Origin of the sequence: Halorhodospira sp. M38, assembly GCF_022227985.1 — a bacterium.
Taxonomy (GTDB): Bacteria; Pseudomonadota; Gammaproteobacteria; order Nitrococcales; family Halorhodospiraceae; genus Halorhodospira; species Halorhodospira halophila_A.
In genome coordinates this window covers 1-13282 of the sequence record NZ_JAJNQP010000030.1, presented here as the reverse complement: position 1 = coordinate 13282, position 13282 = coordinate 1, and the positions used below count along the sequence as shown (strand labels likewise).

The following is a 13282-nucleotide window of genomic DNA, read 5'->3' as shown; positions in this document are numbered from 1 at the left end:
ACGCTCAAACTTTTCCTTGGACACGCCACACCTCGTTTATCTTGTACGGTCTCTCGTCTGAAACTGAACGGCGACGTACGCTTACGACGCCTTCTTGATCACTTCATCGGCGATGCTCGCCGGCGCCTCGTGATACTCCTCGAACTCCATCACGTAGGAGGCACGCCCCTGGGTGTTGGAGCGCAGGTCCGTCGCGTAGCCGAACATCTCCTTCAGCGGCACCTGGGCACGGATCTGCTTGCCGTTGGGGATGTCCTCCATCTTCTGCACGGTGCCACGCCGACGGTTGAGGTCACCGACCACGTCGCCCATGTACTCCTCCGGCGTGACCACCTCGACCTTCATCACGGGCTCGAGCAGAACCGGATCCGCCTTCATGAACCCTTCGCGGAAGGCCATGGAGCCGGCGATCTTGAACGCCATCTCCGAGGAGTCGACATCGTGGTAGGAGCCGTCGTAGAGCTCCACGGCCACGTCGACCACCGGGTAGCCGGCGAGCACGCCCTCTTCCATGACCTCGCGACACCCGTGGTCGACCGACGGCACGTACTCCTTCGGCACCACGCCGCCGACGATCTTGCTCTCGAAGTTGTAGCCGTCGCCACGCTCCTGCGGCTTCATGCGGATGTGCACGTGACCGTACTGGCCGCGACCACCGGACTGGCGCACGAACTTGCCTTCCTGCTCGACCTGCTTACGGATGGTCTCGCGGTAGGCGACCTGCGGCGCGCCCACGTTGGCCTCGACCTTGAACTCCCGCTTGAGGCGGTCGACGATGATATCCAGGTGCAGCTCACCCATGCCGGAGATGATGGTCTGCCCGGACTCCTCGTCGGTGCGCACGCGGAAGGACGGATCCTCCTGCGCCAGCCGGCCGAGGGCCTGACCCATCTTCTCCTGGTCGCTGCGCGTCTTCGGCTCGACGGCAACGGCGATCACCGGCTCGGGGAACTCCATGCGCTCGAGCGTGACCTTGTTGCTCGGATCGCACAGGGTGTCACCGGTGGTGACATCCTTCAGGCCGACAGCGGCGGCGATGTCGCCGGCGCGGACCTCCTTGATCTCCTCGCGCTGGTTGGAGTGCATCTGCAGCAGACGGCCGATGCGCTCCTTCTTGCCCTTGACCGGGTTGAAGACCGCGTCGCCGGAGCTTAGCACGCCGGAGTAGACGCGGAAGAACGTGAGGTTGCCGACGTACGGATCGTTGGCGATCTTGAACGCCAGCGCCGCGAAGGGCTGATCGTCGCTGGACTCGCGGGTGACCACGGTCTCTTCGTCATCGAGCACACCCTCGATGGCCGGGACCTCGTTGGGCGCCGGCAGGAATTCGATGACGGCGTCGAGCAGCGTCTGAACGCCCTTGTTCTTGAACGCCGAGCCGCACATGCACAGCACGATCTCGGTGTTCAGGGTGCGCTGGCGCAAGCCACGCTTGATGTCGTCGTGGGACAGTTCCCCTTCGTTGAGGTACTTGTCCATCAGCTCTTCGTCCGCCTCGGCGGCGGCCTCGACCATCTCCTCGCGGGCGGCCTCGGCGTCGGCCCTGAGCTCTTCCGGGATCTCCCGCTCGGAGTAGGTCATGCCCTGCTCGTCGCGGTCCCAGTAGATGGCGGACATGCGCAGCAGGTCGATGATGCCCTCGAACTGGTCCTCGGCGCCGATGGGCAGCTGGATCGGCACCGCCTGGGAACCGAGCCGCTCGCGGATCTGGCTGACCACACGCGAGAAGTCGGCGCCAGCGCGGTCCATCTTGTTGACGAACGCCATGCGCGGCACGCCGTACTTGTTGGCCTGGCGCCAGACCGTCTCGGACTGCGGCTCCACGCCACCGACGGCACAGAACACGGCGACGGCGCCGTCGAGCACCCGCAGCGAGCGCTCCACCTCGATGGTGAAGTCGACGTGACCCGGGGTGTCGATGATGTTGATCCGGGTCTCCGGGTACTGCTGGTCCATGCCGCGCCAGAAGCAGGTGGTCGCAGCGGACGTAATGGTGATGCCACGCTCCTGTTCCTGGGACATCCAGTCCATGGTCGCCGCACCGTCATGGGTCTCACCCATCTTGTGCGAGACACCGGTGTAAAACAGGATGCGCTCGGTGGTGGTGGTCTTGCCGGCATCGATGTGAGCGGCGATGCCGATGTTCCGATAGCGCTCGATGGGTGTCTTGCGTGCCACGGTGGAATACCCCGTTTTGAAGCGTGTTTCTGCGTTTACCAGCGGTAGTGCGAGAAGGCCTTGTTGGCCTCGGCCATGCGGTGCGTGTCTTCACGCTTTTTCACGGCCGTCCCGCGACTCTCCGCCGCCTCAAGCATCTCGTTGGCCATGCGCGCGGCCATGGTCTTCTCGCCGCGCTTGCGGGCCGCCTCGAGCAGCCAGCGCATGGCGAGCGTCTGGCGCCGCTCGGGGCGAACCTCGACCGGGACCTGATACGTAGCGCCACCGACGCGCCGGGACTTGACCTCGACCCGCGGCTTGACGTTCTCGAGCGCGGTCTCCATGACCTCGATCGGATCGTCGTGCTTGGCGCCGATGCGCTCCAGGGCCCCGTAGAGGATTCGCTCGGCCACCGAGCGCTTGCCGTCGCTCATGACCATGTTGACGAATTTGGTCAGGACCTCACTCCCGTACTTGGGATCGGGCAGGACCTTGCGCTTGGGTACTTCTCGTCTCCTAGGCATGACTGAGTCCCGTTACTTCTTCTTCGGGCGCTTGGCGCCGTACTTGGAACGACCCTGCCGGCGCTTGTCGACACCCGCCGTATCCGCGGCACCGCGGACGACGTGGTAGCGCACACCAGGCAGGTCCTTGACACGCCCGCCACGAATGAGGACGACCGAGTGCTCCTGGAGGTTGTGACCCTCACCACCGATGTAGGAGGCCACCTCGTAACCGTTGGTCAGACGCACACGCGCCACCTTCCGCAGCGCGGAGTTCGGCTTCTTCGGCGTGGTGGTGTAGACGCGAGTGCATACGCCGCGCTTCTGAGGGCTCGCCTCCAGCGCCGGCACACTGCTCTTCGCGGTGCGCTTGGTGCGACCTTTGCGCACCAACTGGTTCACTGTCGCCATAGGGTTTTGCGCTCCGTACCGACCCAAAAACGACAGGCCGGATGGCCGGCCTGTCGAAGACGCGGCATTCTAGGGTGATCCCGCGCCCTTGTCAATGACACGCCCCGGAACCACCCCGGGGCGCACGGCTTGCGTTGCGGTTGCTCGGGGCTATTCGGCCTCGGGCCCGGCCTCCTCGCCGGAGGGACCGGAATCCGCGCCTTCGCCCTGACCGAGCGAGGCGAAGACCTCCTCGGCCTGCTGCTCCGGCGTCGCCACCGGACCGGGGGCCTCCTGGCGCCGCGCGGCGTGGTAGGCGAATCCGGTGCCCGCCGGGATGAGCCGGCCGACGATGACGTTCTCCTTCAGGCCACGCAGGTCGTCTCGGATGCCGCGGGTCGCCGCCTCGGTGAGCACCCGAGTGGTCTCCTGGAAGGAGGCCGCCGAGATGAACGACTCGGTGGACAGCGACGCCTTGGTGATGCCCAGCAGCGACGGCTCCCATTGGGCCGGCTGCTTGCTCTGCGCCTCGAGCCGCTCGTTCTCTTCGAGCAGCTTGGCCCGGTCGACCTGCTCGCCCTTGAGGTAGAGCGAGTCGCCCGGGTCGGAGACGATGGTCTTGCGCAGCATCTGGCGCACGATCACCTCGATGTGCTTGTCGTTGATGCCCACGCCCTGGAGGCGGAAGACGTCCTGGATCTCCTGGACGATGTACTCGGCAAGCTTGGTCACGCCGAGCAGCCGCAGGATGTCGTGGGGGTTGGGCTCGCCATCGGCGATGGTCTCGCCCTTCTCCACGTGCTCGCCCTCGAAGACGGTGACGTTCCGCCACTTGGGGATGAGCTCCTCGTGGGTCTCGCCGTCGGCCTTGGTGATGATCAGCCGCTGCTTGCCCTTGGTCTCCTTGCCGAAGCCGACGGTGCCGGAGGCCTCGGCGAGGATCGCCGGCTCCTTGGGCTTACGCGCCTCGAACAGGTCGGCCACCCGCGGCAGACCGCCGGTGATGTCACGGGTCTTGGACGCCTCCTGCGGGATGCGCGCCAGGGCGTCACCCACGCGGACTTCGGCGTTGTCCTCCAGCGAGACAATGGCACCAGCCGGCAGGTAGTAGTGGGCCGGGATCTGCGTGCCAGCGATGTTCAAGTCGTTGCCGTCGCCGTCGACGAGCTTGATCATCGGGCGCAGGTCCTTGTAGGCGACCCGCTCCTCGGTGACCTTGCCGTTGGCGTCGGTGACCTGGCGCTTGTGCTCGCCGGTCCCGCGACTCTTCGGATCGGTGACCACGAGGCTCGACAGGCCGGTGACCTCGTCGACCTCACGCTGCACGGTGACCCCCTCGACGAAGTCGTGGAAGCGGACGTACCCGTCCACCTCGGTGACGATCGGGTGGGTGTGGGGGTCCCAGTTGGCCACCACCTGGCCGGCCTCGACGGGGTCCTCGTCGCCGACGCTCAGCACGGCGCCGTAGGGGATCTTGTAGCGCTCGCGCTCGCGGCCGTACTCGTCCATGACGGTGAGCTCGCCGGAGCGAGAGACGGCCACATAGCTGCCGGAGTGGTGCTGCACGGTCTTGATGTTGTGCAGCCGCGCCTTGCCGGTATTGCGCACCTCCACCTGGGAGACGGCGGCCGCCCGCGAGGCGGCACCGCCGATGTGGAAGGTGCGCATGGTCAGCTGCGTGCCAGGCTCGCCGATGGACTGCGCGGCGATGACGCCGACGGCCTCGCCGATGTTGACGCCATGGCCACGGGCCAGGTCACGGCCGTAGCACTTGGCGCAGACGCCGTGGCGGGTCTCGCAGGTGACCGCAGAGCGGACCTTGATCTCGTCCACACCCATACGCTCAAGGCGCTCGACCCAGTCCTCGTCGAGCAACGTGCCGGCCTCGACGGCGATCTCGGTGCTGCCGGGCACCGCCACGTCCTCGGCCACGACGCGGCCGAGCACCCGCTCGGCGAGGGTCTCGACGACGTCCCCGCCCTCGATGATCGGGGTCTGCACGAGGCCATCGGTGGTGCCGCAGTCTTCCTCGGTGACCACCAGGTCCTGCGAGACGTCCACCAGGCGGCGGGTCAGGTAGCCGGAGTTGGCCGTCTTGAGCGCCGTATCGGCCAGGCCCTTCCGGGCGCCGTGGGTGGAGATGAAGTACTGCAGGACGTTGAGGCCCTCGCGGAAGTTGGCCGTGATCGGCGTCTCGATGATCGAACCGTCGGGTTTGGCCATCAGGCCGCGCATGCCGGCGAGCTGGCGGATCTGCGCGGCCGAGCCACGGGCACCGGAGTCCGCCATGATGAAGATGGAGTTCAGGGACTTCTGCTCGGTCTCGTTGCCCTCGGCATCGATGACCGTCTCCTTGCCCATCTTCTCCATCATGGCGCCGGCGACCTGGTCGTTGGTGTGCGCCCAGATGTCGACGACCTTGTTGTAACGCTCGCCGCTGGTAACGAGCCCGGAGGCGTACTGGTCCTCGATCTCGCGGACCTCCTCCTCGGCCGAGCGCAGGGCCTCCTCCTTGTCCGTAGGCACCTCCATGTCGTCAACGCCGATGGAGACGCCGGCCTTGGTGGAGTAGAAGAAGCCTGTGTACATCAGCTGGTCGGCGAAGATGACAGTGCCCTTGAGGCCGACGCGGCGGTAGCAAGCGTTAACCAGCCCGGAGATGCCCTTCTTGTCGAGCTCGCGGTCGACGGCCTCGAAGGGCAGGCCGTCAGGGACGATGTCGAACAGCAGGGCACGCCCGATGGTGGTCTGCCGGCGTTGAACGCGCTCGACCAGCTCGCCGGTGTCGTCGAAGACGCGCTCGCGGACGCGCACCTCGATCCGCGCACCGAGTTCGGCGGCGCCAGTCTGGTAGGCGCGGTGGACCTCTTCGACACCGGACAGCCGCATCCCCTCACCGCGGGCGTTCACGCGCTCGCGGGTCATGTAGTAGATGCCCAGCACCACGTCCTGGGAGGGGACGATGATCGGCTCCCCCGAGGCCGGCGAGAGGATGTTGTTGGTGGACATCATCATCGCCCGCGACTCGAGCTGCGCCTCGAGCGACAGCGGCACGTGCACCGCCATCTGGTCGCCGTCGAAGTCGGCGTTGTAGGCGGTGCACACCAGCGGGTGGAGCTGGATGGCCTTGCCCTCGATGAGCACCGGCTCGAAGGCCTGGATGCCGAGGCGGTGGAGCGTCGGTGCGCGGTTGAGCAGCACCGGATGCTCGCGGATGACCTCGTCGAGGATGTCCCAGACCTCGCCGGTCTCACGCTCGACCATCTTCTTGGCCGCCTTGATGGTGGTCGCCAGGCCGCGGCGCTGCAGCTTGGAGAAGATGAACGGCTTGAACAGCTCCAGCGCCATGCGCTTGGGCAGGCCACACTGGTGCAGGCGCAGCGTCGGGCCGACCACGATCACGGAACGGCCGGAGTAGTCGACGCGCTTGCCCAGCAGGTTCTGCCGGAAGCGCCCCTGCTTGCCCTTGATCATGTCGGCCAGGGACTTGAGCGGGCGCTTGTTGGTGCCGGTGATCGCCCGGCCGCGGCGGCCGTTGTCGAGCAGGGCGTCGACGGACTCCTGGAGCATGCGCTTCTCGTTGCGCACGATGATGTCCGGTGCGGCCAGCTCCAGCAGCCGCTTGAGGCGGTTGTTGCGGTTGATCACCCGCCGGTACAGATCGTTGAGATCCGAGGTGGCGAAGCGACCGCCGTCGAGCGGCACCAGCGGGCGCAGGTCCGGCGGCAGGACCGGCAGGACGGTCATGATCAGCCACTCGGGCTTGTTGCCGGACTCGAGGAACGCCTCGAGCAACTTGAGCCGCTTGGACAGGCGCTTGATCTTGGACTCGGAACCGGTGGCCTCGATGTCGTCACGCAGCCGGCGCGCCTCGGCCTCCAGGTCCATGCCCTTGAGGATCTCGAGCACCGCCTCGGCACCCATGCGGGCGTCGAACTCGTCGCCGTGCTCCTCGACGGCCTCGAGGTACTGCTCGTCGGTCAGCAACTGCCCCTGCTCGAGCGGGGTCATGCCGGGCTCAATGACGATGTACGCCTCGAAGTAGAGCACCCGCTCGACGTCGCGCAGGGTCATGTCCAGCAGCAGGCCGATGCGCGACGGCAGGCTCTTGAGGAACCAGATGTGGGCCACCGGGCTGGCCAGGTCGATATGGCCCATGCGCTCGCGGCGCACCTTGGCGACGGTCACCTCGACACCGCACTTCTCGCAGACCACGCCCCGGTGCTTGAGCCGCTTGTACTTGCCGCACAGGCACTCGTAGTCCTTCACCGGGCCGAAGATCTTGGCGCAGAAGAGCCCGTCGCGCTCCGGCTTGAAGGTGCGATAGTTGATGGTCTCCGGCTTCTTGACCTCGCCGTAGGACCAGGAACGGATCATCTCGGGCGATGCCAGCCCGATACGGATCGCGTCGAAGTCCTCCAGCTGAGCACCCGGCTGCTTGAAAAGGTTGAGAAGATCTCTCATGTCTGCTGCCCGCTCGCGCGTTGATCTCAGGTCGCCGCCGCTAGCCCGGCGGCTCGGACCCCGGGGCATCGGCCCCGGGCATCTGAATCGGTACGCCAGCGCTCAGGCGACGTCCGGCCACGGCCCCCGAAGGTCACCGCGGCCGCCGCACGCCCGGCGCTGAGCGCCGCTGTCAGTCGTCCCTCTCCAGTTCGATGTTGATGCCCAGGGAACGGATCTCCTTGACCAGGACGTTAAACGACTCCGGCATACCGGCCTCCATGCGGTGGTCCCCGTCGACGATGTTCTTGTACATCTTGGTCCGGCCACTGACGTCGTCGGACTTGACGGTGAGCATCTCCTGCAGGGTGTACGCCGCACCGTAAGCCTCCAGGGCCCAGACCTCCATCTCGCCGAAGCGCTGACCACCGAACTGCGCCTTGCCGCCCAGCGGCTGCTGGGTGACCAGCGAGTACGGCCCGGTGGCGCGGGCGTGAACCTTGTCGTCGACCAGGTGGTTGAGCTTGAGCATGTACATGTAGCCCACCGTCACCGGCCGGTCGAAGGCATCGCCGGTGCGCCCGTCGTAGAGCGTGGTCTGACCCGACTCGGGCAGGCCGGCGAGCTTCAGCCAGCGCTTGATCTCCGCCTCGTTGGCGCCGTCGAACACCGGCGAGGCCACGGGCACGCCGCCGCTCAGGTTGCGGCAGAGCTCATGGAGTTCGGCCTCGGTGAGCGTCTCGAGTTCCTCCTTGCGCCCGGAGGCGTTGTAGATCTCGGAGAGGTAGCCGCGCAGCTCCTCGGCCTGGGCCTGCTGCTCGAGCATCTGCCCGATCTGGTGGCCGAGCCCACGTGCCGCCCAACCGAGGTGGGTCTCGAGCACCTGCCCGACGTTCATCCGCGACGGGACACCGAGCGGCGACAGGACGACCTCCACCGGCGTGCCGTCGTCCATGAAGGGCATGTCCTCTTCGGGGACGATCATGGAGATCACGCCCTTGTTGCCGTGGCGGCCGGCGAACTTGTCGCCGGGCTGCAGGCGGCGCTTGACGGCCAGATGGACCTTGACGGTCTTGAGCACGCCCGGAGAGAGGTCGTCACCGGCCGTGATCTTCTCCTTCTTCTCCTGGAAGCGACGCTCGAAGCGGTCGTTCTGGGTCTCCAGCTGGTGGCGCACGGCCTCGAGCTGCTGGTTGACCTCCTCGTCGCGCATGCGGATCTCGAACCAGCGCTCACGCGGCAGGTCCTGCAGATACGCCTCGGTGACCTCGGCGCCGCTGCCCAGCCCCTTGGGACCGCCCTCGGCAACCTTGCCGACGAGCAGCTTCTCGAGCCGGGCGTAGGCGTCGTCCTCGAAGATGCGCTTCTCGTCGTCGAGGTCCTTGCGCACCCGGGCAATCTCCTCGCGCTCGATGGCGCGGGCGCGCTCGTCCTTCTCGACGCCGTCGCGGGTGAAGACCTGGACGTCGATGACGGTGCCGTCCATGCCGGTGGGCACACGCAGCGAGGTGTCCTTCACGTCGGAGGCCTTCTCACCGAAGATCGCCCGCAGCAGCTTCTCCTCCGGCGTCAGCTGGGTCTCGCCCTTGGGCGTGACCTTGCCGACGAGGATGTCACCGGCCTTGACCTCCGCACCGATGTAGACGATGCCCGACTCATCGAGGCGGGAAAGGGCCGACTCGGAGACGTTGGGGATGTCGGCGGTGATCTCCTCACTGCCGAGCTTGGTGTCCCGGGCGACGCAGGTCAGCTCCTCGATGTGGACGGAGGTGTAGCGATCCTCCTTGACCAGCTTCTCGGAGATGAGGATCGAGTCCTCGAAGTTGTAGCCATTCCACGGCATGAAGGCGACGAGCATGTTCTGGCCCAGGGCCAGCTCGCCCATGTCCGTGGACGGCCCGTCCGCCAGGGCGTCGCCCCGGGCGACGTGATCGCCGACGTGTACCAGCGGCTTCTGGCTGAAGCAGGTGTTCTGGTTGGAACGGGTGTACTTGGTCAGGCTGTAGATGTCGACGCCCGGCTCGCCCGGGGTGGTCTCGTCGTCGTCGACGCGCACGACGATCCGGCTCGAGTCGACCTGCTCGACGACGCCGCCGCGCTCGGCGGTGACGATGACGCCGGAGTCACGGGCGACGGTGCGCTCCATGCCGGTGCCCACCAGCGGCTTGTCGGCACGCAGCGTCGGCACGGCCTGGCGCTGCATGTTCGCACCCATCAGCGCGCGGTTGGCGTCGTCGTGCTCGAGGAACGGCACCAGCGAGGCGGCCACCGACACGATCTGGCGCGGCGAGACGTCCATGTACTGGACGCGGTCCGCCGTGGCCATGGTGAACTCGTTCTGGTGACGGCACGAGATCAGGTCGTCGGCAAGGTGGCCGTTCTCGTCCACGCGGGCGTTGGCCTGCGCGATGACGTAGCGCGACTCCTCGATCGCCGAGAGGTACTCCACCTGATCGGTGACCTGACCGTCGACGACCTTGCGGTAGGCGGTCTCGAGAAAGCCGTAGCGGTTGGCCTGGGCGTAGACGGCCAGCGAGTTGATCAGGCCGATGTTCGGCCCCTCCGGCGTCTCGATCGGGCAGACGCGACCGTAGTGGGTCGGGTGCACGTCACGGACCTCGAAGCCCGCCCGCTCGCGGGTCAGGCCGCCGGGGCCCAGTGCCGAGATGCGCCGTTTGTGGGTCACCTCGGAGAGCGGGTTGTTCTGGTCCATGAACTGCGACAGCTGCGAGGAGCCGAAGAACTCCTTGATGGCCGCTGCCACCGGCTTCGCGTTGATCAGCTCCTGGGGCATCAGCCCCTCGCTCTCAGCCAGGGAGAGGCGCTCCTTGACGGCACGCTCGACGCGCACCAAGCCGACTCGGAAGACATTCTCGGCCATCTCACCGACGGAGCGCACGCGGCGGTTGCCCAGGTGGTCGATGTCGTCGACCTGGCCGTTGCCGTTGCGGATGTCGATCAGCTCGCGGAGCACGTCGAGGATATCGGAGCTCTCGCCGTAACGCTCGAGCAGGTCAGCGGCGTCCTTGTCCTCGTTGCCGAGGCCCGCGAAGTACTTGCCGTCGAAGAGGATGCCCGGGCCACGGACCTCGTCGCGGCCGACGCGCAGGTTGAACTTCATCCGCCCCACCGGCGACAGATCGTAGCGGTCGCTGGTGAAGAACAGGGTGTGGAAGAGGTTCTCCGCGGCGTCCTTGGTCGGCGGCTCGCCGGGACGCATCATGCGGTAGATCTCGACCAGCGCCTCCATCTGGCTGCGGGTGGCGTCGGCAGCCAGGGTGGTGGACATGTACGGGCCGCGGTCGAGGTCGTTGACGAACAGCGTCTCGATCTCGCGGATGCCGGCGTCGAAGAACGACTGGGTGATCTCCGGCGTCAGCGTAGCGTTGGCCTCGGCGAGGAGCTCGCCGGTGGCCGGGTCGACGACGTCGTGGGCGAGGATCTTGCCGGTGAGGTAGTCCTCGGGCACCTCGAGCTGCTCGACGCCGGACTTCTGCAGCTGCTTGACGTGCCGCGCAGTGACCCGCCGGCCCGACTCGACGATGGTCTCGCCGCCGGCGACGATATCGAAGCTGGCGGTCTCGCCGCGCAGGCGCTCAGGCACCAGATCGAGTACGACCTTGTTGCCGCTGCCCAGGTGGAAGCGGTCGGTATCGAAGAAGGCGTAGAGCATCTCCTCGGGCGTGTAGCCGAGGGCACGCAGCAGGATCGTCGCCGGCAGCTTGCGCCGACGGTCGATGCGCACGTAGATCGTGTCCTTGGGGTCGAACTCGAAGTCGAGCCAAGAGCCGCGGTACGGGATGACGCGCGCCGAGAAGAGCAGCTTGCCGGAGGAGTGGCTCTTGCCCTTGTCGTGGTCGAAGAAGACACCCGGCGAGCGGTGGAGCTGGTTGACGATCACGCGCTCGGTGCCGTTGACCACGAAGGTGCCGGTGGAGGTCATCAGGGGCATCTCGCCCATGTAGACCTCCTGCTCCTTGATGTCCTTGACGCCGCCGCCCTCCTTGTCATAGAGCGCCAGACGCACCAGCATGCGCAGCGGCGCGGCGTAGGTCAGCCCACGGCTCTGGCACTCCTTGACGTCGAACGGCGGGTCGCCGATGCGGTACGAGACGTACTGCAGTTCGGCGTTCCCGGAGTGGCTCTGGATCGGGAAGACCGACCGGAACGCGCCCTCGAGGCCTACCTCGGTGTCGCGCTCGTCTTCGCTGACCTCGTCCTGCAGGAACTGCCGGTACGAGTCGACCTGGGTCGCCAGCAGGTAGGGGACATCGAGGATATTCGGGAGCTTCCCGAAGTCCTTGCGGATGCGCTTCTTCTCGGTGAACGAATAGGCCATCGGGCTTCCTCAGCGCTTGAGCAGCTTCTCGAACCAGACCGCGGATTCCCGCGGACAGCGTTGCCAAAGGGACCGCTCCGGGCGTAACGTTGCCTTGTCAGGCGCCCCGAAGGGTCTCTGCGTTATTCGGTGATGCAGTATCAACAGGCGAAGGCCGGCGGCCTCCCGGCCGCCAGCCCGCGCTTACATCCGCTTGGACGGTTGCTCGGTCCAGCTCACTTGAGCTCGACGCTCGCCCCCGCCTCTTCCAGCTTGGCCTTGATGTCGTCGGCCTCTTCCTTGGAGGCGCCTTCCTTGATCGGCGCGGGGCAGCCCTCGACGACCTCCTTCGCCTCCTTCAGGCCCAGGCCGGTCACGCCGCGCACGGCCTTGATGACGCCGACCTTGTTGTCGCCGTGGGAGCTGAGGATCACGTCGAACTCGGTCTGCTCCTCGGCGGCGGCGCCCTCGTCGCCGCCACCACCGCCGGCAGCGGGCGCAGCGGCCACGGCCGCGGCCGCGGTGACGCCGAACTTCTCTTCCATCGCCTCGATGAGCTCCACGACCTCCATGACGCTCATGTTGGCAATGGACTCAAGGATCTCGTCTTTCGAAGCGGCCATCTGTGTCTCTCCTATTCAGTAATCAGCGAGTGGACCCCTGCGGGTCCGGTGGCGTATGGCCAGGTCAGGCAGCCTGCTTGGCGTCGCGCACGGCGGCCAGGGTCCGCACCAGCTTGCCCGGCACCTCGTTGGTGGTGGTGGCGAGCTTCTGGACCGGGGCACGCATGGTCGCCATGAGCTTCGACAGGGCCTCATCGCGGGTCGGCAGGCTGGCCAGCCGCTCGAGGTGCTCGGCACCGTACAGCGTGCCGCCGAACGCCACGTTGCGCACGACCAGCGCCTCGTTCTTCTTGCGGTAGTCGCGCACGAGACGCGCCGCCGCACCCGGGTCGTCCTGCGAGAACGCCAGCAGGAGCGGCCCGTAGAAGCCCTCGGTCATGCATTCAAAGTCGGTGCCGGCCACTGCCCGCCGGGCCAGGGTGTTCTTGACCACGCGGAGGTAGACGCCCTGCTCACGCGCCTGGGCGCGCAGCTCGTCCATCTCCCCGGCAGTCAGGCCCCGGTACTCGGCGGAGACCGCGGTCAGGGCCTCTTGGGCCACCGCAGCCACCTCCTGCACCATCGCCTTTTTCTGCTCCAGACTCAGTCCCATCGTCTGTCTCCTGGGAAGGTTGATCTCCTCGGAAGTCGCCTCCCGGGAGCCGATGGTGCGCACCCCGTGGTTGGGATACGCGAATCGACTCTCTCGAGTCGGCTTCACGGTGGCGAAGTGCAGGCTCCTCGCTTGCGCCACCGTCTACGCAGGCGGGTCTCCCCTTTAAGCCCCGCAGGGCACCGGCGGTCTCGGACGGCTGTCGCTGTCAGACAGCCGGGCCGGCCTCCGTGCCGGCCAGGTCCGGGGGGGGGGG

Annotated in this window: 7 protein-coding genes; all 7 read right to left on the bottom strand. The window is 66.9% G+C overall.

Features of this window, described 5'->3' with window-relative positions; all coding sequences use genetic code 11:
* Positions 1–81 precede the first annotated feature (81 nt).
* Positions 82–2178 carry an elongation factor G gene (gene fusA / locus LRA98_RS11840; protein ID WP_201169238.1) on the bottom strand — a complete coding sequence of 699 codons (2097 nt, stop codon included), beginning with the start codon at positions 2176–2178 and terminating at the stop codon, positions 82–84.
* Positions 2179–2213: 35 nt separating this feature from the next.
* On the bottom strand, positions 2214–2681 hold the full coding sequence (gene rpsG, locus LRA98_RS11835; protein WP_201169241.1) for a 30S ribosomal protein S7: 468 nt from the start codon (positions 2679–2681) through the stop codon (positions 2214–2216).
* Positions 2682–2693: 12 nt separating this feature from the next.
* Positions 2694–3071 carry a 30S ribosomal protein S12 gene (gene rpsL / locus LRA98_RS11830; protein WP_201169243.1) on the bottom strand — a complete coding sequence of 126 codons (378 nt, stop codon included), beginning with the start codon at positions 3069–3071 and terminating at the stop codon, positions 2694–2696.
* 150 nt (positions 3072–3221) lie between these two features.
* Positions 3222–7514, bottom strand: a complete 4293-nt coding sequence (rpoC, locus tag LRA98_RS11825; RefSeq protein ID WP_201241649.1) for a DNA-directed RNA polymerase subunit beta' — start codon at positions 7512–7514, stop codon at positions 3222–3224.
* 172 nt (positions 7515–7686) lie between these two features.
* Complete coding sequence (rpoB, locus tag LRA98_RS11820) at positions 7687–11832, bottom strand: DNA-directed RNA polymerase subunit beta (protein WP_238634094.1); 4146 nt, start codon at positions 11830–11832, stop codon at positions 7687–7689.
* A 215-nt stretch (positions 11833–12047) separates the two neighbouring features.
* Positions 12048–12434, bottom strand: coding sequence for a 50S ribosomal protein L7/L12 (gene rplL / locus LRA98_RS11815; RefSeq protein ID WP_201169248.1), 387 nt, complete (start codon positions 12432–12434; stop codon positions 12048–12050).
* Between the two features lie 64 nt (positions 12435–12498).
* Positions 12499–13026: a 50S ribosomal protein L10 gene (gene rplJ, locus LRA98_RS11810; RefSeq protein WP_201169249.1), complete on the bottom strand. Its 528-nt coding sequence runs from the start codon at positions 13024–13026 to the stop codon at positions 12499–12501.
* Positions 13027–13282 lie beyond the last annotated feature (256 nt).

Coding starts and splice junctions, on each gene's coding strand:
- rpsG (WP_201169241.1), bottom strand. CDS start 2,681: ATGCCTAGGAGACGAGAAGTACCCAAGCGCAAGGTCCTGCCCGATCCC.
- rpsL (WP_201169243.1), bottom strand. CDS start 3,071: ATGGCGACAGTGAACCAGTTGGTGCGCAAAGGTCGCACCAAGCGCACC.
- rpoC (WP_201241649.1), bottom strand. CDS start 7,514: ATGAGAGATCTTCTCAACCTTTTCAAGCAGCCGGGTGCTCAGCTGGAG.
- rpoB (WP_238634094.1), bottom strand. CDS start 11,832: ATGGCCTATTCGTTCACCGAGAAGAAGCGCATCCGCAAGGACTTCGGG.
- rplL (WP_201169248.1), bottom strand. CDS start 12,434: ATGGCCGCTTCGAAAGACGAGATCCTTGAGTCCATTGCCAACATGAGC.
- rplJ (WP_201169249.1), bottom strand. CDS start 13,026: ATGGGACTGAGTCTGGAGCAGAAAAAGGCGATGGTGCAGGAGGTGGCT.